This window comes from Paenibacillus sp. ClWae2A, assembly GCF_032452295.1.
GTDB lineage: Bacteria > Bacillota > Bacilli > Paenibacillales > Paenibacillaceae > Paenibacillus.
In genome coordinates, this window is record NZ_JAULSQ010000002.1 from 507,811 (window position 1) to 533,045 (window position 25,235).

General features: G+C 45.9%; 21 protein-coding genes and 1 tRNA gene. 3 read left to right on the plus strand and 19 right to left on the minus strand.

The genetic code is table 11. The features are described from left to right. Positions 1-159: 159 nt before the first annotated feature. A complete protein-coding gene (locus QVE09_RS08275) occupies positions 160-1,116 on the plus strand; it encodes a hypothetical protein (protein WP_315936432.1) in 957 nt (318 codons plus the stop codon). 132 nt (positions 1,117-1,248) lie between these two features. Here QVE09_RS08275 and QVE09_RS08280 read toward each other — a convergent pair whose 3' ends face one another. Further along, positions 1,249-1,467: a YqzE family protein gene (locus QVE09_RS08280; RefSeq protein WP_315936433.1), complete on the minus strand. Its 219-nt coding sequence runs from the start codon at positions 1,465-1,467 to the stop codon at positions 1,249-1,251. A gap of 194 nt (positions 1,468-1,661) precedes the next feature. Between QVE09_RS08280 and QVE09_RS08285 the strand changes: the two genes are divergently transcribed. Then, positions 1,662-2,447, plus strand: coding sequence for an N-acetylmuramoyl-L-alanine amidase family protein (locus QVE09_RS08285; protein ID WP_315936434.1), 786 nt, complete (start codon positions 1,662-1,664; stop codon positions 2,445-2,447). On the opposite strand, the gene QVE09_RS08290 is transcribed toward QVE09_RS08285, so the two are convergent. From QVE09_RS08290 to QVE09_RS08365, 16 genes are all read right to left on the minus strand, one after another. After that, complete coding sequence (locus tag QVE09_RS08290) at positions 2,422-3,285, minus strand: divergent polysaccharide deacetylase family protein (protein ID WP_315936435.1); 864 nt, start codon at positions 3,283-3,285, stop codon at positions 2,422-2,424. The genes QVE09_RS08285 and QVE09_RS08290 overlap by 26 nt on opposite strands. Positions 3,286-3,442: 157 nt before the next feature. Continuing rightward, positions 3,443-4,249: a Nif3-like dinuclear metal center hexameric protein gene (locus QVE09_RS08295; RefSeq protein ID WP_315936436.1), complete on the minus strand. Its 807-nt coding sequence runs from the start codon at positions 4,247-4,249 to the stop codon at positions 3,443-3,445. A gap of 38 nt (positions 4,250-4,287) precedes the next feature. Continuing rightward, positions 4,288-5,181, minus strand: coding sequence for a carbohydrate ABC transporter permease (locus tag QVE09_RS08300; protein ID WP_315936437.1), 894 nt, complete (start codon positions 5,179-5,181; stop codon positions 4,288-4,290). 11 nt (positions 5,182-5,192) lie between these two features. Further along, a complete protein-coding gene (locus QVE09_RS08305; RefSeq protein WP_315936438.1) occupies positions 5,193-6,116 on the minus strand; it encodes an ABC transporter permease in 924 nt (307 codons plus the stop codon). Positions 6,117-6,196: 80 nt separating this feature from the next. Next, positions 6,197-7,732, minus strand: a complete 1,536-nt coding sequence (locus QVE09_RS08310; protein WP_315936439.1) for an ABC transporter substrate-binding protein — start codon at positions 7,730-7,732, stop codon at positions 6,197-6,199. Between the two features lie 190 nt (positions 7,733-7,922). Further along, positions 7,923-9,530 carry a response regulator transcription factor gene (locus QVE09_RS08315; RefSeq protein ID WP_315936440.1) on the minus strand — a complete coding sequence of 536 codons (1,608 nt, stop codon included), beginning with the start codon at positions 9,528-9,530 and terminating at the stop codon, positions 7,923-7,925. Further along, positions 9,530-11,287 (minus strand): sensor histidine kinase, encoded by a 1,758-nt coding sequence (locus QVE09_RS08320; protein WP_315936441.1) that lies wholly within the window; start codon positions 11,285-11,287, stop codon positions 9,530-9,532. The genes QVE09_RS08315 and QVE09_RS08320 overlap by 1 nt, the downstream gene beginning before the upstream one ends. A gap of 116 nt (positions 11,288-11,403) precedes the next feature. Then, the gene (locus tag QVE09_RS08325; protein ID WP_315936442.1) at positions 11,404-12,210 is read right to left on the minus strand and encodes an alpha/beta hydrolase; all 807 of its coding nucleotides are present in this window, start codon (positions 12,208-12,210) and stop codon (positions 11,404-11,406) included. Positions 12,211-12,232: 22 nt separating this feature from the next. Continuing rightward, positions 12,233-13,699, minus strand: a complete 1,467-nt coding sequence (gene gtfA, locus QVE09_RS08330) for a sucrose phosphorylase (protein ID WP_315936443.1) — start codon at positions 13,697-13,699, stop codon at positions 12,233-12,235. Continuing rightward, a complete protein-coding gene (locus QVE09_RS08335) occupies positions 13,692-14,669 on the minus strand; it encodes a carbohydrate kinase family protein (protein ID WP_315936444.1) in 978 nt (325 codons plus the stop codon). The genes gtfA and QVE09_RS08335 overlap by 8 nt, the downstream gene beginning before the upstream one ends. Before the next feature lie 114 nt (positions 14,670-14,783). Then, on the minus strand, positions 14,784-15,725 hold the full coding sequence (locus tag QVE09_RS08340; protein WP_315936445.1) for an alpha/beta hydrolase: 942 nt from the start codon (positions 15,723-15,725) through the stop codon (positions 14,784-14,786). A gap of 78 nt (positions 15,726-15,803) precedes the next feature. Next, on the minus strand, positions 15,804-17,279 hold the full coding sequence (locus QVE09_RS08345) for a serine hydrolase domain-containing protein (protein WP_315936446.1): 1,476 nt from the start codon (positions 17,277-17,279) through the stop codon (positions 15,804-15,806). Between the two features lie 94 nt (positions 17,280-17,373). Next, a complete protein-coding gene (locus QVE09_RS08350; protein WP_315936883.1) occupies positions 17,374-18,363 on the minus strand; it encodes a LacI family DNA-binding transcriptional regulator in 990 nt (329 codons plus the stop codon). Between the two features lie 74 nt (positions 18,364-18,437). Beyond that, positions 18,438-19,262 carry a carbohydrate ABC transporter permease gene (locus tag QVE09_RS08355; protein WP_315936447.1) on the minus strand — a complete coding sequence of 275 codons (825 nt, stop codon included), beginning with the start codon at positions 19,260-19,262 and terminating at the stop codon, positions 18,438-18,440. Next, a complete protein-coding gene (locus QVE09_RS08360; protein ID WP_315936448.1) occupies positions 19,262-20,143 on the minus strand; it encodes a carbohydrate ABC transporter permease in 882 nt (293 codons plus the stop codon). Before QVE09_RS08360 ends, QVE09_RS08355 begins: the two co-directional genes overlap by 1 nt. A gap of 94 nt (positions 20,144-20,237) precedes the next feature. Then, positions 20,238-21,584, minus strand: a complete 1,347-nt coding sequence (locus tag QVE09_RS08365; RefSeq protein ID WP_315936449.1) for an ABC transporter substrate-binding protein — start codon at positions 21,582-21,584, stop codon at positions 20,238-20,240. Positions 21,585-22,005: 421 nt separating this feature from the next. On the opposite strand from QVE09_RS08365, the gene xynC reads away from it, so the two are divergent. Continuing rightward, positions 22,006-23,691 carry a glucuronoarabinoxylan endo-1,4-beta-xylanase XynC gene (gene xynC / locus QVE09_RS08370; protein WP_315936884.1) on the plus strand — a complete coding sequence of 562 codons (1,686 nt, stop codon included), beginning with the start codon at positions 22,006-22,008 and terminating at the stop codon, positions 23,689-23,691. Positions 23,692-23,838: 147 nt separating this feature from the next. Here the strand turns inward: xynC and QVE09_RS08375 are convergent. Both QVE09_RS08375 and pelA read right to left on the minus strand, forming a co-directional pair. Beyond that, positions 23,839-23,923, minus strand: a tRNA-Leu gene (locus tag QVE09_RS08375). A 174-nt stretch (positions 23,924-24,097) separates the two neighbouring features. Next, the gene (gene pelA, locus QVE09_RS08380; protein ID WP_397387019.1) at positions 24,098-25,051 is read right to left on the minus strand and encodes a pectate lyase; all 954 of its coding nucleotides are present in this window, start codon (positions 25,049-25,051) and stop codon (positions 24,098-24,100) included. Positions 25,052-25,235 lie beyond the last annotated feature (184 nt).

Consider the following 25,235-nt stretch of genomic DNA (forward strand, 5'->3'; position numbering starts at 1 on the left):
ATTCATGATCAGTTGCCCGACAGGTTGCGGCAACCTTTGCATAGCCTGTCCCCTAGAATGAAACTAGGACCCGCTCAGGTAACGGATAAATGAAAAGTAGGTGTGAATTTGAAACGATTCTTTCATACGTGTTGGAACAACGCTCGGAAAACAACCTGTATGACCTTGGGCTTGCTCAGTTGTCTTGCCCTGTTCTCCTTCTGGTCGATAGCCAATGCTGAAGAACAACAAACGTCCTCACGATCTCTCGCATCATCAACAGAATATAGTCCAGAACATCATGCATTCCAGAATGACAAGCTAGCTCCCGCTGCTGTACAACGGTTTGCAGAGCAACAAGCTGTTACACTCGGTACGGCGAACGCCGAAGCAAATTGGACGAACGCCGATCTGGACTTCTACCCTCTGGGGCCGGGTACACATAGCTGGCTGGTGCAAGCTGCATTGGATGGGAAACCAATCGGATATATGATTATTACGGCCACAGAGCAGGGTCAGATGATGCTTAGTGAATATGGTCAAGGAGAACAGTCACCATACAACCATGATCTTCTTGGACAAGCCCTGAATCGACAACATGTGAACCTTGAGACATTACTTGCTGGCGGAGGAGAGCTTCATCTTGGTTATGCTCTTCCCCTGCTGGCTTATTGGAAAGTGGAACAACCTAACCATCCTGCACTTTATATTGATGCTACAAACGGAGATGTACTACCTTCAGAGTTTCTGAACATGCTGGAGGGTGATTCCAAACAAACCTCTGCCAGCATAGCTGATTTATCCACAACGCCATCTTTATCAGTCGATCCACTCCATCTGCGACCCGTCTTCAATCCGGCTGACAATCTGTTGTGGATTACCTCCAAAGCTGTTGCTGCCGACCGGGCACAAGATGTGATACAACACGGGGAGAATCAAAAGATTGTTTTCTCAGCGGATGATCGTAACGTCGTATACGGTGGTCCTCTACCCGTTAGCGGTTATCAGCTATGGCATACAGATCAGGAAGCAGAGTCCATTATATATGTAGCGCTAGGTGGAAAAACATCCATTCAACGCTTTGTCCCTTTGAGCACATTACAACAAGACGGTCAGTTTTACATCTTGAAGCCTTGACCATCAGCTAACTCTACAGATCATTCAGATAACGTTAAAACAATAAACATTCCACAACAAATAAGACGCCTTCCCATTTTATTATGGGATTGCGTCTTTTGGTTTTACATTATTGAAATAGGTAAGCGATAGTTACCCTTTGCCCGAAGAACTTTGTTTATGAGACTGTGTATCGAGTTCTTTTTCCTTTTTCCCCACCCACAAGGATACAGCGAACGGAATCATGCCAAACCACTTCATCGCCCACGGCTCTTTCCTTTTGGTGCGATCTTTCCGCTCATCCTTCGGCGTATCGATATAATGAACAACACGCTGCGTAATGTATTTTACCAATTCATCACTTTTGGCCATAACATCTGCCTCCTTCGCTCCTGCACATTCGCGGAGCTTACGATAGTTCTATTGTGTTCAAGATGTGTAATGGTTAAACATTTTTTTATTGAAAGTGGTATGAAAAACCTCAGAATGCACAGTCTAATGCCAAAGGTATCCAACCAGTCATTAATCTGCATTCGATACCTATTTCATGAAGGAGTGTGTATCCCATGTATAAGCTGCTGACCGCTTCGGTAGTCTTGCTAATCAGCTTCAATTGCCTTCCCATGCTGCCCCATGTCGCTTATGGAAAAGCAGCCTATCTTGATTTTGCCGTATCTCAAAGTTCAGATCATTCCACTCCATCCCAGGACAGTCCATCCATGCTGCCGGTGACCGATGGAGAGGCGTATCGCTCAAGTCATCATGCATTTGCAGCACCGGTTATCCTGCTCGATGTAGGCCATGGCGGTATTGACGGTGGTACGTCAGCCCAGGGTGTACTGGAAAAAGATATCAACCTCGCCATTAGCCAAAAGGTCTATCTCCTGCTTCGCAGCAAAGGGTATGCCGTTATCATCAATCGACTTGGTGATTATGCACTTAGTGATGAGAACCGCTGGCTGAAGAGCCGTTCGCGTCATACCAGAGATCTTGCCCAACGTAAGAGCCTTAGCGAAGAAGTAAGTACAGATATCGTGGTCAGCATCCATGCGAACTGGAGTCCCCGATCGGCTGCACACGGCCCGGTGGTACTGCACCAGAAGGAAGGCAGGAGTTATTTACTGGCTCAATCCATTCAGGACGCCATGAACAAGTTGTTCGGAACGGGGCACGGGGTCGTGTGGGGCAAGCCCTTTTATTTATTAAATTACGTGAAGCAACCTGCCGTCATTGTCGAAACCGGATTTTTGAGCAATGCCGAAGATCGAGCCAGAATGAGTGATCCCGCTGAGCAAAAACGAATCGCCCAATCTATTGCGAGCGGCATTATTTATTATCTGTCGGTAGTGTAGGAGCAGCACGCCAGTTCCACATATCCCGAACCAGATCACCAATTCCTACAAATTGAACCTGATTTTGCAGACGGGAGACGGATTCACGAATCACTGCGGATGTATTCATCCCCGAATGACCGACATGACCAATGACAACACAGATATCCTTGTCGATCGCACGCTGAGCTGCCAGATCCAATTGCTTGCGAATGTGTTGCTTGGAGTTTTGATCATCTAAGAAAATGTCATTACCTACAGGTGGCATATTTTTGGAAATGGCCAGTTCCCCCACTACGGTGCGAAAGTTCGTACGGCTGTCTACAAAGAAAAGGCCCCGCTCCTTGCATACATCGAGCACAATTGACATGATGCGTTTGTCCGAAGTAATTTTGGAACCCATATGATTGTTCATGCCAATGGCGTGAGGCACATCATCAATCGCTTTCTCCACGCGTGAGCGAACTTCTTCATCGGTTAGATTGGATGTGATTGCACCCGGGCCCAGCCATTCAGGTCTTCCTTTTTTGGGTTCCATGGGCATGTGCACAATCACATCCATCCCTTTTTCATGTGCAGCTATCGCATCTTTCTTCGTTGTTGGCAAAAAAGGCATGACTGCTACTGTTAGTTTAACTGGCATCGCCAGGATCTCTGCCGTACCCTTCATGTCATTCCCAACATCATCGATGATAATCGCTAACCGTTTGTGATTCGATGATGTGGACTCTGAAGCTGCCGGCTCAGCAAAAGCTGTTGCTGCTGTTCCTACAGAAAACATGTTTACAACACAAAAGATTATAAGCCATCGACATCCTGAACCTAATACATAGCTGCGGCCCATTTTTTTTCGAATCATAGATACTGCCCCCTTATTAACTTGGTGTTCTCATTGTTTGATTCAGACGGAACTTATATGTAAAGAAGCGTTTTCCCAATTCATTCTAAGACAACTGCAATGCGAAAAAGCCTGCACCCATGCAGACTTTACACGTACAGACCTTTATGATTTTAGTTCACAGATACAGGAAGGGTTCTTTGGCATCAATAAAATGTACCGGGATATTACCCACCAGCGGCTGCAGCCATTCTGTCATATGTTTCATGCCCCACTCTTCGCTTCGTTCATGACCAATCACCAGCATTGCCTTGTTCATTCCGAGCATCGTTGCATCGTTCACATATGCACAGAGCGTCCATTCTGTGATTTCACCACAGATCATAACGTCAAGCTGTTGTTCCCTCATCAATTCCATCGGCATGGATTCTTTGCCTAATCCCAGACTACCCCCTCCAACCAGAATGCCAATTCGAGAACAGGTCATGTCAGGTCGTCCCACAACTTGCAGTACATCCATCTTCAGCTTTTGCTTCAACATTTTAGCCAAATCACTCAGTTGCATCGGTTCAATCTCGTATATCCAAGGATGAGGATAGTCCACCTGTTTTGACTCCCAGCCAAGCTCCCGAAGCAGTCCTGTATAGATTCGATCCGGCTGAGCCATATGCATATAGTCGTGATATCTCCAAATGGCTATGCCGTAATTCTCAATAAGTTTACGCTTGGCTTCATACACCGAATCATGATGTATCCAATTCAATTGGTCCGCCCCGGTATAAAAGGTAGGCTCATGCGTAATAATCAGATTAGCCCCTGCGGCATGAGCCTGACGGATGACGTCGATGGTTGCCATATATGTTGTGACAATGCCAGTAACGACGCTGTCCCCTTGTCCAGTAATGAGTATATCCCCGGTTTCCGGCAATCGTTGACTCCCGCAGGAATCTTGTATGACGATCTCTATCACTTGCTGAACATTCATGATTGTTCCTCCTTTTTTTAACTTTTATGATCCAGCAATTAACCTTTCACTGCGCCAACAATGATCCCTTTTGTCAGATATTTCTGCAGGAAAGGGAAAACGACCAGAATGGGCAGGATTCCGATAATTGCCATGGCCATACGAACCGCTGTACTTGGAAGTTCGGCTACATTCGCTCCAAGCATGGTGCTTACCTGACTCGATTTCAGAAATTGGATATTATTCATTAATCGAATCAGCATGTTCTGTATCCCGTAGTATTGCGGTTTCGTAATAAAATAAAGCGCATTGATCCAGTCATTCCAATAGGCCAGACCCATAAATAGTCCGACGGTTGCCAGTACGGGCACGGACAAAGGCAGCATCATCCGATAGAAAATGCGGATTTCGGAGGCGCCATCGATCTGGGCAGATTCAATCAACTCAACAGGCACATTGTTTTTATAGAAATTTCGGATCAGCAGCACATAGAATCCGTTGGTGAGCAGATTGGGCACAATGAGTGCTGCCAGCGTATCTTTGATCTGAAAGTATTTGGTCCACAGAATGTAGGACGGTACAATTCCTCCGCTAAATAACATGGTGAAAAACACGATAAAGGCAAGCATATTGCGATATTTGAAATCCTGGCGAGACATTGGATAAGCTAGCATGCTCGTGATCAACAATCCCAGAGCTGTTCCCAGCGTAGTCACGAGAATGGATACACCATATGCCCGGACAAAGGTTGCAGCGGAAGACCACATGTATATATAAGCATCCAGACTCAATTTCTCCGGGAAGAAACTGTATCCGTTACGAATTAACGAAGTTTCGTCGGTCAATGACGCCATGAGAATCAGAATAAACGGCAGAAATGCAAGCAACGTAAATATTCCCATGGCGATAATGGAAAACACATGAAATATGCGTTCACCTTTGGTTTGTATCACAGTGCTTCCCCCTAAAATAGTGCGTTCTCAGGATTAACTTTTTTGACAATCGTATTTGCAACCATGACCAGAATGAATCCGACGATAGATTGGTACAATCCCGCAGCGGCTGACATGCCGATATCATTCACTTGCATCAGTGCCCGGTACACGTACGTATCAATCGTCTGGGTTGTGCTGTATAAAGCTCCTGCATTCATCGGCACCTGATAGAATAGGCCAAAATCGGAGTTAAAGATTCGTCCAATGGACATCAGGCCCAGAATAATAATGGTTGGTTTCAGCAAAGGTAGCGTAATCATGCGAATCTGCTTGAGCTTGCCTGCCCCGTCGATTTTCGCAGCTTCGTATATGCTCTTGTCAATACCGGATATAAAAGCAATGTACACGATAGAGCCGTACCCTGCCGTTTTCCACAATTGAATCAAGACCAGCAGATAGGGCCAATACTTGGCCTCCGAATACCAGTTAATCTCTGGAATACCGAGTGGTTTTAAGATGGAATTATTGATGAACCCGCTATCTGCATTCAGGAACGCATATACGATGTAAGAAAGGACAACCATCGAGATGAGATTTGGCAATACAAGTCCTGACTGGAACAGCTTCGACCATACGTTTTTCAACAGTTCTGACATCAGGATGGCAATAGCAATGGATAACAGGGTGCCAAGGATGATAAAGGCGATATTGTATAACAGCGTGTTACGTGTCATGATCCAGGCATCGCTGGTCTGAAACAGAAACCTGAAATTGTCGAAGCCTACCCAGTCACTCCCGAATATGCCTTTGGCATAATTCACATCCTTGAAAGCAATAAAGATGCCCGCCATCGGAAGATAGTTGTTAATCAGGAAATATAACAGACCAGGGGCAGCCAGCAGCAGTAAAGGGAGCGTTTTTCTAAGCCCTCCGGATTTGGTTTTCACAGTCATTGCTCCATTCTCCTCCTTAATGTTGAGCAGGTACATATTACACCCTGTACACCACTCAACATTAAACGTTAGTGCACATTTTATTTTTGCTCGGCAATCCACTGATCCAGCTGTTTTTGTTTGCTTGCGATAATATCGTCAGCACCCGCATCATTCAGTGCTTTCACGAATTGGGGAATGGTCGTATCCGGATCAAGCACACCCGTTACCAGTGCAGGCAGATATTGATTGACTACATTCGTTACCGCACTCATCTGTGTCTTCACTTCACTCGGGTCAAAGATAAAACCGAAATAAGGGGATCTCTCCGTCTCCTTGTTCTCCTTAAGCTTCAGTTCAACATCAGACCAATTCACACCTTCAAGCTGATATTGCAGCGATTCCGAACCTACGATGCCTGTACTCAGCATGGCTGTATACGGGACACTGGAGGCATCCATGCCATCAGGGAATTTCACGTGATGCTCATCCACCTTGACATAATCCTCACCTTCAATGCCGTACAAAATGGTATTGATCAGCTCCTGATCGGTATAGAGCATATTAAGAAACTTGACCGAACCCTCGGGGACTTTAGTTGTGCTGGATACCATCCAGCTCACCAGATTAACCGCGTTGGTATCGAAATAGTACGGTACCAAACGTTTCATTTCCAGATTTTTGCCCGTCTGTGCGCTCAGTGCCTTGGCTGCTTCCATGCCGCTGTATCCGCCGAGGAATGAAAATCCGCGTCCCGAAGCTATGGTATCCGAGAAGCCGATTGAAGTCGTTGCAGCATCCTTTTCGAGGAAGCCATTGTCGAACCAGTTTCTCATCATTTTTGCACCACTTTTGAACTCATCCGTATCATAGAAATTCCGGACTTTTCCATCATCACCAACAACAACACCTATACCGGTCGTATCAGACAGAAAGTCAATCTTGTGCAGCCCTTTCAGTGCAAGAACCAAATTGGTGTCACTTGGATTTACATTCACGGGCCCAAAAGGAATGACATCCGGATTATTGTGTTTAACCGCTTCAAAGATATCGGGAAGATCATCCAGAGAGGTGAGATCATCCACAGTAAAACCCGCATCCTTCAGCATGTCGGCATTGTAGACGATGTTGGTTGGAAGCGACATGCCTTTGTTAACCGGAATTCCGTAAATATGTCCGTTCATCGTTGTGGCATCGAGCAGATTTGGGCCAAAATCCTGCTCCAGAATCTGTGTTAGTTCCTTGCCGTACTCTGGCAGCAACTCATCGAGCGGATATACCTGATTTTTAGACACGTAATTCGTAAATTGTCCCAACGTTGTGAAAACATCCATTTGCTCACCGCTCTGCAAGGCAAGATTGACTTTCTGAGCATAATCGGCCGGGCCGTACAATCTGAAATCCACCTCCACTCCAATGTTCGGAACGGTAATCGCATTAATGGCAGCGGTAACCTTGCTGATATCATCCGGAATACGATTGAAGGAAGGCATTGCAAACACCACCTTGTCCACTTTTTGCGAACCTGCCGCTTCTTCAGCAGTTGAAGATGATGTATCTTCGCCGCATCCTGCCAACAGTGAACCGCATAACACCAATGACAGCAGGGTACCCCATATTCTCTTTGTTTTTGTCATCTTGCTTCAGACCTCCTCTTGTCGAACTTGTATTCGTTTTCATTTTATAAAATACAGAGGAGCACGGCTTTAACAAAAACGGACTGTTTTTTCATAAATACGGGTTCAATGTTCATGACAGCAGGTACAACAAAAACCCTGCTCCTGATGAAGCAGAGTCTCCGGGATTCATGCGATGCACTGCTTGTATTCAACCTTTCTTCTGCACAAGACGATGCCTCGACCTGTACGCATTCGGGGTTTCGCCTGCAAGCTTTTTGAATACGGTGGAAAAGTAGGAGATGTTCTCATACCCGGTCTCCATGGCAATCTGTCCAATACTTAAACGGCTGTCTATTAACATAAGCTTGGCGGCTGCAATCCGACACTCATTGAGGTATTCCTTCATGGTCATTCCTGTCTCTTGTTTAAATACTTTGGCTAGGTAATCCGGTGTCAGGAATACGCTGGCAGCGACATCCTCGCGGTTCAGGTCCTTGCTGTAATTCTCGTGAATATAACGTTTGGCCTTATCCGCAATACCTTCCGAACGTTGGGTTTCCTTCATAGTTTCGATGGTGCGTTCGGTGATCAGATGTGCCCATTTCATAAAATCAAAAATGCTGTGCTCCGACTTAAGATACAGCTGCTGGGCGAGCGAATCAGTGAAAAGCTGATGCGCCTGCACATTATTTCTGGCCAGTATGGCATACACGACCTGGAGAAAGTCTTCCCGAATGACATGTAACATTTCAGCATCCAGCTGATTTTTGGCAGCGAGCTGCTCCAGATCCTTTTTCAGCCGATTCACGATCTGAGCCTTCTCGCGCTCCACAAATAAACTTGTGTAACGCGGGGTATCGAGATCAAATCGCTCCATGCGCTCACGTGAGAAAACAGCATTCTGCCAATGCACCTTGCCTCTGAACATGATATTTGAACCGTCCATGCGTTCCAGCTTGGCCTTCAATTGGGCAAGTCCCTCAATATGTATGGGCTCGCTGATATAACAGGTACCCACACATTTCAAATACTCATTCATCAGTTGAATCAGACGTTTCCCCCGCTCTTCCAGCTGTATCCGGCCTATGTTACGCTCATCCACCACAACAGCAACATACAGCCTGTTGTTTTTCTGATAGGATACTACTCTGTCATAATGGAGACGCAACAAGATGATTTCCGAGCTGAGATTGGCAAAGGCATAACGAAATGTACTTTCGTTCCATCGCTGATCGATCTCTGACAAAAATACACTGACAAGCAGCAGTACATAGCTTTGTTCTGTCTCAATAGTTAATTCCCTTTTGTGAATCTCTCCCTGAATCAGATCCCGCCGCGGTGAGATGGATGCCATCAGAATATCTGTCCAGAAGCTGGACTCGACAAGTCCCTTGTTTTTCAGCCAGGCCATGCCAAATTTCTGATATTCCCCCAGTTTCCTTCTCCACTTCAACCCACCCACCGCCTTCAGCACAGCCGCTTCAAGCTTCTCCTGATTCAAAGGCTTCAGCAGATAAGAGTCTGCGTTATAGGATATCGCTGTTGAAGCAAAGTCAAAACTTTCGTGACACGTAAAAAAAATAAACGCACAATCATATCCCCGCTCTCTGATCCACTGGATCATCTCGATGCCCGAACCGCGCGGCATCTCAATATCGCATATGACCAGATCAGGAATACCTGCTGCAAACAGCATTTGTGCATCTTGAACACAGTGGGCCCGGGACACCTCTGAGAAACCATATTCTCCCCAAGGGATAATGTCTGTTAATACTTGAACTGTAGGAACATCATCATCAATAAGCATACATTTCATTATGCTCCCCCTCTTTCGGATCTGCTTACAGGAATAGATTCGGCTAAGACGGGTATCCGGATATCAATCTTGGCACCAGAGGATTCTGCGTTAGAGAGCATCACCAAATCATCCTGTTTGTACAGCAATTGTAATGTTTTCCGAATGGTTGCGACACCCACGTGTTCGCCTTCCCGCCCCTCAAGTGTACCCTCTTGTAATCCCTGAAGCCATGCGTTCGGGAACCCGTCTCCATTGTCTTCAATCACGATATGAACGTAAGTCTCGCCTGCAATCATCTCCATGTTCACTCGAATAAAAATGGATAACAGCTCCCCATATGTCAGCGCATGCTTGAAACAGTTCTCCACAAACGTCTGGATTAATAGCTGCGGGACACGAACAGCCTCAGCTCTCGGTTCCACATCCGTCATATAAAAAATCTGATCAGGATATCGAATTTCCTGCATTCGAATATAGTTTTCAACATGTCTCATCTCTTCATCGATACTAACAAGCATCAGCTCTGCCTTGAACATATACCGAAGATGCCCGGATAACATCTGGATCATCTGCCTAATCTCTTCATTCCTGTTCTGATACGTAAGGCTGGATATGGTCGATATGGCATTCAGGTAAAAGTGGGGTCTGATCTGCATCTGTAATACCTTCAGCTCCGCCCTGCTTTTCTCAATGCGTTCCTCATAGGATCGAATCTTCAAATGGGTGATCTCGTGCACCATCGACTGAAAAGCTTGGAACAGCTTCATAAATTCAAGTGAGTATTCTCTGGAAGGAGGGGGGAAGGACGGCTTTCCTTTCTCTACCTCTTTTGCAGACCGGACAAGCTCGAGAATAGGACGCAACATCTCTCTGGCAATAAATCTCATGACGAGTGGCACCACAATAATGGAGCTTGCTCCAAGAACAATGATTAGCCATTGAATAAGCTTTAAGCCGGAAAACACGCTTTGACTGGCAACCATGTGAGTTATTTCACCAAATTCGTCAACCGATTTGCTTACAAAAAGATATCGTTTTCCCAGTTGCTGCTCCGCAGTATCCAAATAACCTCCCGTAGTGATCTGCCCATTGCTGGTCGTTGTCAGAATGCGGCCATCCTGACCGCTCAGCACAAATGAACTGGCAGGTTCTCCTTCACTACTGGTCAGGGAAAGCAAACTACTCGCTTGAACACAGGTTCCAAAACTCACATCCCCGTACGTAATAAACTTGAATAGATAGAAGGTTCCGTTCACATTCATCGTGTTCCACTTCACATCCTGATCTCCCGACAGCTGGAGCGCTTGCCAGTTCTGTTGCTTCAAAAAATCGGACAACGCCACCTTATCCGCAGAGTGGATTCGATTGCCAAACAGCGTCAAGAGTCTTTCGCCACGAGCGATTTGAATAAACATGCCATCACTGGCGTAGTTATTGGACATCTTCGATTTCAGCGCGTTCATTAAACGCATATCCTTGAAGTAATCCCCTTTTTCAGAGTCTATGTATTGAGTGCCATAATCACGGGCAAAATCAGCTTGATTCTCAAAGACTTCCATCAGATCCTTAGCATAAATATCCAGATTATTGTGAATAGATTCAGTATAAATGGCCAGTGTGTGCTCCGAGTTGCTGACAATATGGTTCTGTACAACCTGAAGTGAATAGATGTTACTCAAGAGAAGTGCCGCAAAGAGAATAACTAGAATAACAGTGATCTGGGTGTACAATCGAACTACGATGCTTCTGCTTCTCGATAACCGTCTTCCCTTCATGGCTTTCCCTCTTCTCTTGTTTTATCGCATAATTCACACAGCCCCTGAACAATCGCTGCATTACTCGCGACCCTCAGAGGCTTGGCTTGATACAACTGTTATATTAACTTACGCTTTCAATCGACCGTCTCTCCCGCCCATTCCAGCGCACGGGCAATATAATCATTCCAGAAATCCCAGTTATGCAGCCCTGGGCCCTCCGTGTAGATCACGGGAACATTCTCAGTCCGCAGAAAATCCCGGAAGCGTTGATTAACATCCAGCAAAAAGTCCTCTGTTCCACAGGCCATATAGATTTGTGGGATGGGCATCCCTTTTTCCTTCAACTGCAAGACCAAAGCTTCCGGATCTTTATCACTGCCCTCAAGCTGATTCAGATCACCAAATACTCGCCGGAAATAGCTGTAATCGGCTATCCCATCATTATATCCAGGCTGTGCATTTGCTATTTTGTAGGAAATAAGGGCTGAAGATAACGCGATAATACCGCCGAAATGTTCGGCATATTTCAAGCCGTTTCGGATCGCCCCATACCCGCCCATGGATAAACCACCAATATAAGTGTCTTCCCGGCGTACGGAGAGCGGAAACAGTCCACGTGTGAATTCTACCAGTTCCTTGCCTACATATTGTCCATGCAGATCCCCCTTATCCTCATCATCCAGATAAAAATGATTTTCACCTGCCGGCATAAATATAGCCATCCGGTATCGGTCAGCAAGCTCACGTATACGCGAGAAAGTAATCCAGTCCCATTGACTTCCCGAGTATCCGTTCAGCAGATATAGGGATTTAAGGGGCTTCTGTCCGTTCATCGATTCAGACTGTCCCGGAATCATGGGTGAGTCCACTGGCAGAAGGGCGTTAAACGACACTTCTCTGCGCATGCTTTTTGAAAAGAAGTTTACCTGTACTGTGGCCATATATGCAACCTCCTGATTTGGGTCAAATCCGATATTCCGCGAACTCACCAGAATCTTCGGTATAACTCACGATGGATTGATACGTTTTGAGGTCAACTGTCAGTCGGCATTGCTGTTCACCCAGAATCCACGCCAGACAGATGATATCATCCGTTGATTCAAGCACACTGAACTGCCCTTGAAACGCCTGATGTGTATTCCGAAACCGGATTAACTCCGTAAGGCGAAGCACGACCTTTTTCTCCAGCTGCCGCTTAATTTCCTCCATCGTATAGTTCTGGCGATTAATCTCTCTTCCCTCACCGGTCAGTGCAACGCGCTCCAGATCATTTACCCCGGCGAAGAGTCCCACATAATAGACCTGGGGAATGCCCGGAACAAAAAACTGAATGGCTCGCGCCGCGAGGTAAGCATCGTCATCTTGATTTAAGGCACTGTAATACGTGCACCGGATCTGATGTACATCAAAGCCGTCTTCCGATTTGTGTTTATCCGATAAAATCAGACTGAGGTTGGCTCCACGCTCCAGACACGTATCCACTACCCGCTGTGCATCCTGCGTTTCGATTAATCCATCGAGATCCGGCTTGACGGGAATACCGTCATGACAATCCAGCATCGTAAACTGTTTGGCAGGTCTAGTCTCCAGATAACGGCACAATTCACCGCCAGAACGGTTAATCAATGCCTCCAGAACCCGGTATGGCAGTATAAAATCGTATATCCAGCAGCCGTATTCCGCCAGCTTGTACTGTATGCTGTAATGAGCATGTACCTCGGGCAGCAATTCAATCTCAAGCTCATCGGCTAACGCCTTCACCCAATCCAGGAAAACGTAAATATCCGGTTCAACAAAGAAACAACTGGTTCCCAACTTTTTAATTACGTAACCAACCGCATCCAGCCTTACAATTTTGACATTGTTCTGTTTGAAGTTCACAAAAAAGGAGCGAAGCAATTGTTGAGTGACAACAGCGCGAATATCAAGGTCAATCTGTTCCGACGGATCAGTTTTCCCAAAGGTGGTCCATACCTTCTCTTCCTGACCATTCTCCTGAATGACAAAACTGGAGTACGGGACTTCACGCCGTAAAAACATGTTGTCGATATGCTCTTGAACGGGATTGCCATCTTCCCACACCTTATCCAGCGTCAAGAACAAATCTGCATATTCAGATGCACGCCCTTTAACCAGAAAATCCTGAAAATAGGGGGACTGCTGTGAAATATGATTAACCATCAGATCCACTAGTACATCCGTATGCTCGCCAATGGAGCGAATGTCATCCCACGAACCAAACGCGGGATCAATCTCCAAATAGGTCAGTGGAGCAAATCCGCGGTCTCCCGAGGAAGGAAAGGGTGGCAATATATGAACTCCCCCCGGGAACAGATCGGCAAAATCCGTTCGCAGCAATTGGTCCAGCTTAGTCAGACTACCTCCAAGTGAATCTGGATATGTTATTAATTGAACCTGATTTTTAAGCATAGGATGCACCCTCTTCTATTCCAAACTCTTGTCTGATCATCTTGAGTGGTGGCAGATCCACGATGGCACCACTGTATCGTAATTTATAGGCACTGACAGCAAACCCCGACTTCAGTGCTTCGTGGAGCGTGTAACCCTCCACAAGTCCGGTATAAAAGCCTGACCAGAAGGCATCTCCGGCCCCCGTTGTATCCACGACCTCTGTTGCACAGGAAGCAAAAGTCACGATCTCTTTGCCATTCGAGACCATCGCTCCGTCTTCCCCCAACGTCAGAATCACCAACCGGGCCCCCAATGCCAAAAATCGTTGCATATGCTGCTCTGGCGTTGCTTCTCCAAACAGACGATCCGCATCATCCTTGGATGGTTTGATGAAATCCACCTGCGGGATCATCTCTTTGACATAAGCCACACCATCTTCTCCAGGCTGCCAAATCATTGAATGGAAGTTCGGATCAAATCCGATATATATCCCTTTCCTTCTCGCTTCAATCATAACTTTTTCCACCGTATCCCTGGCTGGCTGTCGCGATAAAGGCCAACAGGAAAAATGAATGATCTTGGAATTACCCAGCAACGACTCAAGTGATGCATCGTAATTCAGTTGATAATCAGCCGCCCGATAAAAAATTGGGACGGGAGTTCCCTTGCTTTTACTAACCACAACCATGCTAGTAGCTTCATTCACACGTTTAATGCTTTCTGTACTCATACCCGCCCGCTGAAGATGTTGCAGTAAAAATGTTCCAAATCCATCCTCTCCAACGGCTGAAACAATACGTGACCGTATCCCGAGCCGATTGACATTAATCGCGATGTTGGAAGGTGCACCTCCAACATAACGTGTATACCCGTCAGATCCTGCATGATCTCCGTATTCATTGGATATCAGATCCACCAGCAACTCACCGATAGCTAACAGATCATTGGAACGATTCTCAAAAGTAATTCTTTCATCCAGCTCAAACATAGTCTTCCCTCCTCAAAGCACTGCCAGCATCATCTAAAAAGTAACAGCATGACAGAACAACCTTATTGTAATAACGTTTCCTATCTGATGCTTTAATTAAGACGGGCTCTTTTTTTAAATATCAGGCTTCCTGTACGCTCGGACCAGACCCTGAATGTACTCCGACCGGATACGCTGGCTGATGTCCGCTTCGGGAACGACATGTTCAGAAGCATGGTAACAACCCGGGTACAGATGAAACTCAACCTCGACTCCAGCCCTTGCCAGCCGGGTGACATAATCTAACGTCTCGTCACGGAAGAGATCAAGTTCGCCAACACAGATATAGGCGGCTGGCAAATCCGTCAGATCGGTCGCAAGGCCAGGGCTGGCATAGATTGGAACGCCCTCGGTTAATTCCTGCCCCAAATACATGCGCCATGCTTCCAGATTGTTTGCACGATTCCACACCGACGGGTGCGTAATCTCATAACTGGACGGCGTCACATTGCGATGATCCAGCATCGGATAGAGTAGCATTTGAAACATGATCCCGGGACCATGACGATCTCTCGCCAAGAGTGTAAGAGCCGCTGCCAACCCACCACCCGCACTGGCCCCACCAACGGCAATGCGATGGCAATCCATTCCCCACACCTCAGTTGAAGCGGATATCCATTGCAGCGTGCTATAACAGTCTTCTAACCCTGCAGGATAAGGGAATTCAGGGGCCAAGCGATAATTCGGGGAAACCACAATACAGTCCGCAGCGGACACAAAGTCGATACAAAGCTGATCATCCGCTTCGGGGCTGCCTAGAATCAAACCACCGCCATGAATCCATAGTAGCGTCGGTCGTTTCCGGGTATCAGCAGAACGTGGCTTATAGAGTCTGAGCTGCAGCTCGTTCCCGTGTACCCCGTGGATCTGCAGGTACACAATCTCGACAGCTTGGGGTTGCTGTACCGCCTGAGGATGTATAGCACGTATTTGCATTAAATCTTCGGGAAGTCTGAACGGTTCCAGTATGGATAATCCTGCCCGTAATTCCGGAACCACACGCTTCTCAAACTCCATGGGTTATCCTCCATTCTCATAACTACCAAATACTGGGGCTTCGCACACTTCTTTGATACATTATCATCACATTTATTCCTACGTTGCATGGCCCTTCAAACGTTCTTCAATGCATTCAAAATTCAAATGAACATAATGCAGGTGGATGATCTGTCCTTCAAATACAAAATGAATGCGATCGTAATGCGGTGAATCAGGCATACAGATACAGATCTCCAAGGTGGACGAATGGATCCATGCCCCTTTGACAGATGCCAGCCTTCCTGAAGGCAATCGGGCCTCTCCCCATTCATAACGACCTGACAATCCTTGTGTACCCCCACCATCATCCTTCCATTCGAAATACCATGATTGGTCTGTCAGACTCAGGGCGATACACTTCAGATTTTGTTTGTTCGGCTCCAGCTTATAACGTCTGGTGCCTGTAACCGGCATAGACTCATGAATACTTGTCTTATGCCCCACTTCCAAGTTCGCGAGTCTCTCCGAAAGCTGCTGTTGTGAAGACAAATTCGGAGCCAGAGCAGCATCCTGCATCGCAGGTAGTACATGTGTCCATATTGCATCCAGTACACGCTGCATGTCGCTCAGTCCGGCTTGGATCGCAATCACCGCATTCCGCTCCGGGAGTACAATGCAGTACTGTCCAAATGCTCCGTCTGCCCTATATGCCTGATGACGACATTGCCAGAATTGATACCCATAGCCTTGTTGCCAGTCTATATTCGCATCCTCTTCACCAGATGAACTGATATTGACACTATTTACTTGACAGGAAGTGGCCTGCTGTATCCATGATGGCAACAACAGCGACTTACCGTTCCACTGCCCTTGATTTAGAAGAAATTGACCAAACTCAGCTACATCTCTCGTTCGAAGCGATAGCCCCCAGCCACCGATGTTTCCTCCTTCAGACGTTTGCTCCCACATGGGCCTCGGAATTCCCAAGGGCTGAAACAGTCTGGACTGCAGATAATCGGCAAGGCAAACACCCGCGACTCGTTCCACCAGGACACCGAGCACATAACTGGCTCCCGTGTTGTACAGAAAATGTGTCCCGGGTTCATGAACGAGAGGCTGGTCAAAGAATGCCTGGATTTCATCACCATCCGTTCGGTCACCAATCCGCAGTTCGGCACGGTAGTCCATAAATCTGCCTGTTGTACCCAATCTTGCGGTATCGGTATCATGACCTGTTGTCATGGTTAATAGATGGCGGATTCTCAGCTTCCCCATGTCTATAGATGATTGCGCTGGCTTAACCTCGGGAAAATAATTCAGGACCGGGTCCTCCACTGACAGCAAGCCTTCCTGCACGGCAAAGCCGGTTGCAATCGAAGTAAAACTCTTGGTGAGAGAATATACAGCATGCGGCATCTCCGGACGATAAGGCTTCCACCATCCTTCGGTAACAAGATGGTCATGTCTTTTCAGCACGAATCCATGAAGCTCAATGCTTTCGGCTTCAACCCATGCCAGAAAATCGTTGATACCTGCTGAAGTTATCCCCTGTTCTTCAGGTGTACTTGGTGGATAGAATGTATTCCGTTTCATTGTGTTCTCCTTCCTGTTCCTGCAGCATAACTCTTATGTCAACCGGTTGACATATTTAACACACAAAAAGTGTGCCCTTTCCAAAGCACTCCTTCTATGTGGTTTCCCGTTCAACCAACTGGACCGGAAATAGGTTCATATTTGGCACATCTTCTCCATTAATTTGCTTCACCACCAAATCGATAATCCGTTCGGACATCTCCTCTATGGGCTGTCTGACACTGCTTAGACGTGGACTTAACAAAGAAGCAATTTTGACATCATCATAACCAATGATTCGAATATCCTCGGGAATCCGTCTTCCTGCCTGACGAGAAGCCTGCACAACTTCGGCTGCAATCACATCACTGCTTGCAAATATAGCATCCACATGCGGATATTCGTGAAGGAAGCGAATGATCTCTTGTTCAATCTCCTGTTCATCCTTAACAGACGCATCCAGCTGCAAATGAATCGGGTCGTAGCCCGCCTGAGTCACGACTTCATCATAGCCTTGTGCTCTTCCGTTCGCCAGCAACGCCACATGATGTGGACCACCGATACCTCGATAGATAAATGCAGGCTGTCTGCATTTCTTATCAAGCAGCAACTGCGTCGCGAGTCTGCCCCCCATCTCGTTGTCCGAAGAAACCACCGGAATATTGTCTGCCACCTCGCGATCCAGAGAAACAATGGGCAGATTAAGATTCAGATAATGCTCGACATCAAGCACAGAGCTGCCTGTAATGATGGCGTCAACTTTGTTTTTTTTCAACATATCAATATACTTACTCTCTTTGACAATGTCACGATCCGAGTTACAGAGCAGTAACTTATACCCCTGTTTATCCGCATAATACTCGAGATAATACGTCAGCTCACTAAAAAACGGATGGGAGACATCAGGAATAATCAATCCAATCATATTCGATTTTCTCCGAAATAAAGCTCGTGCCATCTCATTGGGCTGATAATCAAGCTCTTTCATAACACGATATACATTCTCACGTGTTTTCTCGCTAATGTAACCTCTATTGTTTAACACACGCGATACGGTTGTGACAGACACTCCCGCCTTTTTGGCTACATCCTCGATCTTGGGCATATCCGTTAACCACCTTGCTTTTTTACTCATTATAGACTTTTCATTCTCCTATTTCATCCATCCCCCTCTACATACTATTTCAATGCACCTTCCGTAATGCCCTTGATGATCTGTTTCTGAAGCAGCAAATACATGATCAGCACAGGGATAATCGTCATAATCAATCCTGCCATCAGGGGTGCATAGTCAACGGAATACGAAGAGAAAAAGTTATAGGTGGATAGTGGTAACGTCTTGTGCGCGGGTGATAATAACACCAGACTTGGCAGCAGATAATCATTCCAGATCCACAAGACGTCCAGCACAATCAGCGTTACAAATACCGGCCTTAACAGGGGCAACACAATCTGGAAAAAGGTTCGAACCCGGGAACTTCCTTCAATAAACGCAGATTCTTCAAGCTCAAACGGAATGCCCTTGATGAACCCGTGGAACGTAAATACGCCGAACGGTACACCAAAGCCAAGATACATGAAGAGCAAAGTAACCTTGGAGTCGAGCAAGTTCAGGTTGCCATATAACATCACGAGAGGAATCATTAACACCTGAAACGGCAGTGCCAGTGAAGCCAGCATGGCATAGAAGAGAATACCGTTCACCCGCCACTTGAATCTTACAAACAGATACCCGGTCATGGATGAGAAAAAGAGAATCAGTAAAACCGCACCAACGGTGATGATGAAGGAATTCATGAATCCGTTCAGGAAATCCATATTATCAAACGCGCTCGCATAGTTGCCAAATTCAATCCCGGTAGGCAACGATAGTGGATTCTCCACAAATTGCTGGGTTGACTTGAACGAGTTCATAATGATTAGCAAAAACGGCGTCAAAAAAATAAACAATAGCCCATACAGCAGAGCGGTCTTCAGCTGCGGAAGAAATCGACGGGCATTCATCAGGACTCGACCTCCAATCTCTTAAGCAGATAAGATTGAGTTAACGCAATAATGGCGACCACAGCAAAGAGCACTACGGCCTCCGCCTGCCCCACTCCGTACTGGTTGGATAAAAATGCTTTTTGTACAATGTGATACGTTGCCAGTTCTGTGGAGTTAAATGGTCCTCCCTTGGTCAGAGCCAGGTTAATATCATAGGTCAAAAATGATCTGGAGATGGAAATGAATACGCAAATTACGATGGCAGGTATCGTTAACGGAAGCATAATTCTGCGGATGGTCGCCAATCGGCTCGCTCCGTCTATGCTCGCCGCTTCCAGCACATCATTCGGAACACCTGCAAAACCGGCAATATAAATAATCATCAAATAACCGATCAATTGCCAGGATGTTGTGATGACAAGTGCCCAAAATGCCGTATCCGTATTGGTTAACCATGATGTTTCAAACCAGGACCAACTATATTTGTCCCCTAAATACGGAAGAACCTGTGAGAACAACGTTTGCCAGAGATACCCGAGAATGATGCCTCCGATCAGGTTAGGAGTGAAAAATCCGGTTCGAAGCCATTGTTCGCCTCTGCCGCCGCCTGTCAAAACCAAAGCAATAAAAAAAGCAGCAGCGTTTGCAATAAGGACCGTAAAAAAGACGTACTTCAGGGTGAACCACAATTGTGTCCAAAACACGGTATCCTGCATAACTGCCGAATAATTCGCAAGACCGATAAAGGTGTTGTCTCCTGTACGAACATCCCAATTTGTGAAGGTAAGATATAAACCAACGATAAAAGGGACAACAACAACTGCTAGAAACGCAATAACGGAAGGACCTCCAAAAAGCAAAAATGTGCCTGCATTCCTTATCCGTATTTTTTTATCCATGATGACCTCCTGTGTCCCCCTAGTCGCTTTAGGAATGAAGGATGAACACACTGAGTTCATGCCCATCCTTCTGGTTACCTTGCCTGTTCATTCGTTATTTCCCTGCCTGAGTTCCCCAGTAGGCTTGAACCTCGTCAATCAGTCCTTTTCGATCGATCACATCCACCAAATATTTCTGCATCGATGCTCCGGTCTTGGCCCAGTAGTCTTGCGGCAGATAGTTAATGACACTGATATTCAGCACCTTGCCCTCATCTACGTACTGGTTAACCGCATCGGAGAGAATGTTAGTGCCTTTCACTTTGACATCTTTGTACGGCAACGCCAGACCCATCTGGCCTACAATCGCCTCTTGCCCTTCATCACTCGTTACAACCCATTCAATAAATGCTTTGGCAGCAGCCTGCTGTGCTTCGGTAGAACCTGAATTATCAATAGCAAACAGCTTTGGCTCACTATAAGCAACCTGTGTATTGCCATAATCATCCGGATTGTTGCTGATCGGTACAGGAACGATGCCGAACTCTTGATCACGACCTTCAAGGGTGCCAATTACAGCCCATGTCCAGTCACCCATGAAATAGAAAGCCGTTTCTCCTTTCGCAAAATCTGCGCTGTCCTTGTTGTAATCTGCCACAAGCGGATCCTTGCTGCGGGCATTATACTTTTTAAGCAGATCGAACGTGTCCATCAATCCGTTAAATGCAGCGTTGTCTGCAAGGGAAGCCGTCCCCTTTTCCAGATCCTCAACGAATTTACGGTTGTCATCTACATTGTTTGATTGAAGCGAGTACGTGAGTCCCAGATAATGCGCTCCAAGCGACCAGTCAGCACCATGAATCATAACCGGAGATTTGCCTGCGGCCTCCACTTTTTTGAAGACAGCCTCCAGATCATCCCGGGTCTGAATCGATTTGGGGTCAAATGTTCCGCCTATGGCTTCTTCAACCACACGTTTGTTATACAAGAGTCCGTATCCTTGCGCTGTCCAAGGTACACCCAGGAATTGGCCATCAAGCAAAGCACCTTCTACCGCACCGGGCTTCGTTAATCCCTCATACTTTGACTTTTCGGAATCCAGGTTCAGGAATTTATCTTTATATTGCAGAATCGTGCCCGCATCCAGATTGGCTATGGTCGCCGGATTTCCAGATGCGAGTAAAGATTGGAACTTCTCAAGCTGTGCTCCGCCAATCGGTGTAGGAATCAATTCAATAGTAACCTCGGGATTCAGCTCATGGTATTTCTTAAAAAGACTTTCAAAAACCGAATTAACCTCTGCAGATGTGTTGAAAAAGGTAAGCTTCACCTCTTTGGATGAATCACTTTCGCCGTTTGACACTGTCTGATTCGGTGAATCTGATTCCTTGCCTGATGAACAGGCCGTAATCAGTAATATAAGCAAAATTACGCCAACAAACGAAACCCATTTCTTTTTCATGCTTAACTTCCCCCCAGGTGTTTGTTATGAATGCGCATACATTTCTGATGCAGCTTTATCATAAGCGCTTGAGAAGCGATGTGTCAACCGGTTGACATAAAAAATAAATTGATGAAATATCCCTCTATTTTTGGAATAACTCATGGATTAGAAGACCCTTCCAATGAACGGTTTTTTATTCTTATTTTTTTGATAAAATAATGATGAATCTCTTAAAAAAAGATAATAATCTACAAATAACCTGTAATATGTCAGGTATTTTTCTATCAAAAGATATAGTAAAATTTACTATTGAAAACATTATTTTTCATTAAATTCACTTGAAAAGGATGTGATCACAACATTATCATCACTGCTTGGCTAGTTTTATGAACACGCTTTCATTAAATAAATTATTTCGAGGAGGTTGAATATTTTGAAGTTGAAATGGACATGGAAAAAATCAGTCAATGTTCTTTTGGCCTGTTTAACGGCTCTGCCTCTGATGTTAACCCCGACACACGTGTCAGCAGCCAGCGATGCCAACATTAATTTGTCCTCGGAAAAACAACTGATCAAGGGCTTTGGGGGCATTAACCTTCCTGCCTGGATTGGTGATCTGACTCCCGCTCAACGTGAAACTGCTTTCGGTAATGACCAGAATCAGTTAGGCTTTTCAATTCTCAGGATCTACGTCGATCCGGATTCCAATAACTGGTATCGTGAAGTTGCCACAGCCAAACGGGCTATTGAAAAGGGGGCTATCGTATTCGCATCCCCATGGAATCCTCCGAGCAGCATGGTTGAAACATTCAACCGCAATGGGGACACCAATGCCAAGCGTCTGAAATACGACAAATATGCCGCATATGCGCAACATCTGAACGACTTTGTAACCTACATGAAAAATAACGGCGTAGATCTGTATGCCATTTCTGTGCAAAATGAACCGGATTATGCTCATGACTGGACCTGGTGGACTCCACAAGAGATCCTTCGATTCATGAAAGAAAATGCCGGGTCCATCCAAGGTACCAAAGTTATGGCGCCTGAATCCTTCCAGTACTTAAAGAACATTTCCGACCCAATCCTAAATGATCCGCAGGCACTTGCCAACATGGACATTCTGGGAGCACATACGTATGGAACCCAGATTTCGAATTTTGCATACCCTCTCTTTAAGCAAAAAGGAGCCGGTAAAGAACTGTGGATGACTGAGGTGTATGTTCCGAACAGTGACAACAACTCAGCAGACCGCTGGCCTGAAGCACTAGACGTTTCCTATCACATGCACAATGCCATGGTAGAAGGTGATTTCCAAGCCTATGTGTGGTGGTACATCCGCAGACAGTATGGTCCAATGAAAGAGGACGGTACCATAAGCAAACGTGGTTATAATATGGCTCATTTCTCTAAATTCGTGCGTCCAGGCTACCTCCGAGTGGATGCAACGAAAAATCCGGATACGAACACATTTGTCTCAGCCTACAAAGGTGATAACAAAGTCGTCGTCGTGGCAATTAACCGTGGAACTTCGGCCACAAGCCAAAAATTCGTTCTGCAGAATGGTAATGCCTCCACTGTGTCCTCATGGGTTACGGACAGCAGTCGCAACCTGGCAAGCGGGGCTTCGCTTACCGTATCCAATGGAGCCTTCACGGCACAGCTCCCGGCTCAGAGCGTAACAACATTTGTTGCCAACATTACTGGCGGGAATAACGGCGGAAATACAGGCAGCGGTACTACTTATGAAGCAGAGACCGGAACGACACTTACGGAAGCTGCCATTGAAACGATCTATCCTGGTTACACTGGTTCCGGGTATGTCAACTTCAATGCGATGACTGGTTCAGCCATTCAATGGAACGCCATTAACAATACTACCACAGGTACCAAAAACGTAAAGTTTCGTTATGCACTGGAAAGCGGAACCCGTAACCTCGACATTTTTGTTAACGGAACCAAAGTCATCAGCAACGAGCCCTTTCCGGCAACGGGAAGCTGGTCCACTTGGGTTGAAAAAACAATACAGGTCCCCATGAACACGGGGACCAATACATTGAAAGTGGTTACCACCGGAACGGAAGGACCGAATATTGACAGCATTAATATTACCGCGGCGCAATAACCGTTCCGTTTGGCTGATGGAAGACCATTTGCTCTACTTGCAGCGAAGCACTAACCTCTTGGATACTCAAGTCTAATGTTAGTGTTATATCAAAAAATGCAATAAAAATACTCCTTAAGCGTTAGCTCAAGGAGTATTTTTATTAGATGCGGTCGAGAGGACTCGAACCTCCACGGGGGGTTAGCCCACACGGACCTGAACCGTGCGCGTCTGCCAATTCCGCCACGACCGCATATCGTATCTACCGTGATTAATCTCGGCGACAAGAAATAATATATCATGCGGAACCTATCATGTCAACACTGAAAATAATAACAATAAAGCACGAACCAGACGTCCATGTCGAATCGGGCTTTACCTTTAACTGCTAATAATTTGGTTCATTAAAACGGAGGCATACTACAAATTACAGCTTGGATGGCCAGTTGCCATACCAGGCATAACCGCCTCTTCTTTCTTTATCAATATCACTTAATTTGTATTTAACTACCCCGTCACGACCAATAAAGATTGGTTTATCCGTTCCTATTTCATAGAAGCGTGCCCAAATCGGAGCCGCATTGGAATCAGCGATAATTTTGCTGTCCCCATTTGCTCTTTCATACTTGTAACCCGTAATTTTCACCTTGTTAAACCAAGCCTCCGCTCCTTTAATGGATGCGGTAATTTTAGTGTTAGCAGGTCTGGTTTTCAGGAATTTAACAATCGTCACACTCTCTCCAGCTGTCAGCGATGGTACTTCGTAGATTCTTGCGCTCGCTGGTTTAAGGGAACTGGAATCATGTTGTTGTCCCCATGCTGTCAGCTTTCCCCCTGAAACAACTTGTGTATTCAGAATCGCCTCCACACCTTTGGCAACTGAATTTTTACTTCGGTTAGCAAGTGTGCTGTCGATAAACGAGAAATCACCTTTGCGTGCTGCTACTTCATCCAGCATGATCATTACGTTAATCATGGCATCATCATTGTAAGTAATGTGCTTGTGATATCCAGAGCTTTGGTAAACTTGTGGCCATCCGCCGTTTGAATACTGCATGTTGATCAAAAAGTTAATTCCTTTGATTGCAGCTGTGGAGTATCGCGGATCATTCGTCTTTTTAAATTCCTTCGCCAATCTTCTAATTTCTGAGTATGTAGCCTTGTTGTCTATCGTGGACTTCGCCCACTCTCCACTTGTCTGTTTATAATCCTTCCTCCAACCTCCATCCGGCAGCTGGTTCTTCAAAATATCAGAAATACTCGCTGTAGTACCCGATGCATCCGCAGCAGATACCGTCCCTATAGGGAGAACTGCCATTCCAATTGCTGAGAACACCATCGTACATGCCAGGACAAAAGTAATTATTTTCTTCGCTTTCAAATGTAACACTCTCCTAGGTTCGTTTTTATAAATCTCCCACTTCTACTTTACCTATGATACGTGTCCCCAACCCCCCCTTTTTTTGTATTTTCGCATAATAAAATCAATTTAAATCCAATATATGGATTGGATAATCAGATAATATGCAAAAAATCGATTTTTGTCAATATATGCAACTTAATGA

Coding starts and splice junctions, on each gene's coding strand:
- QVE09_RS08275 (WP_315936432.1), top strand. CDS start 160: ATGACCTTGGGCTTGCTCAGTTGTCTTGCCCTGTTCTCCTTCTGGTCG.
- QVE09_RS08280 (WP_315936433.1), bottom strand. CDS start 1,467: ATGGCCAAAAGTGATGAATTGGTAAAATACATTACGCAGCGTGTTGTT.
- QVE09_RS08285 (WP_315936434.1), top strand. CDS start 1,662: ATGTATAAGCTGCTGACCGCTTCGGTAGTCTTGCTAATCAGCTTCAAT.
- QVE09_RS08290 (WP_315936435.1), bottom strand. CDS start 3,285: ATGATTCGAAAAAAAATGGGCCGCAGCTATGTATTAGGTTCAGGATGT.
- QVE09_RS08295 (WP_315936436.1), bottom strand. CDS start 4,249: ATGAATGTTCAGCAAGTGATAGAGATCGTCATACAAGATTCCTGCGGG.
- QVE09_RS08305 (WP_315936438.1), bottom strand. CDS start 6,116: ATGACTGTGAAAACCAAATCCGGAGGGCTTAGAAAAACGCTCCCTTTA.
- QVE09_RS08310 (WP_315936439.1), bottom strand. CDS start 7,732: ATGACAAAAACAAAGAGAATATGGGGTACCCTGCTGTCATTGGTGTTA.
- QVE09_RS08315 (WP_315936440.1), bottom strand. CDS start 9,530: ATGAAATGTATGCTTATTGATGATGATGTTCCTACAGTTCAAGTATTA.
- QVE09_RS08320 (WP_315936441.1), bottom strand. CDS start 11,287: ATGAAGGGAAGACGGTTATCGAGAAGCAGAAGCATCGTAGTTCGATTG.
- QVE09_RS08325 (WP_315936442.1), bottom strand. CDS start 12,210: ATGGCCACAGTACAGGTAAACTTCTTTTCAAAAAGCATGCGCAGAGAA.
- gtfA (WP_315936443.1), bottom strand. CDS start 13,699: ATGCTTAAAAATCAGGTTCAATTAATAACATATCCAGATTCACTTGGA.
- QVE09_RS08335 (WP_315936444.1), bottom strand. CDS start 14,669: ATGTTTGAGCTGGATGAAAGAATTACTTTTGAGAATCGTTCCAATGAT.
- QVE09_RS08340 (WP_315936445.1), bottom strand. CDS start 15,725: ATGGAGTTTGAGAAGCGTGTGGTTCCGGAATTACGGGCAGGATTATCC.
- QVE09_RS08345 (WP_315936446.1), bottom strand. CDS start 17,279: ATGAAACGGAATACATTCTATCCACCAAGTACACCTGAAGAACAGGGG.
- QVE09_RS08350 (WP_315936883.1), bottom strand. CDS start 18,363: ATGCCCAAGATCGAGGATGTAGCCAAAAAGGCGGGAGTGTCTGTCACA.
- QVE09_RS08355 (WP_315936447.1), bottom strand. CDS start 19,262: ATGAATGCCCGTCGATTTCTTCCGCAGCTGAAGACCGCTCTGCTGTAT.
- QVE09_RS08360 (WP_315936448.1), bottom strand. CDS start 20,143: ATGGATAAAAAAATACGGATAAGGAATGCAGGCACATTTTTGCTTTTT.
- QVE09_RS08365 (WP_315936449.1), bottom strand. CDS start 21,584: ATGAAAAAGAAATGGGTTTCGTTTGTTGGCGTAATTTTGCTTATATTA.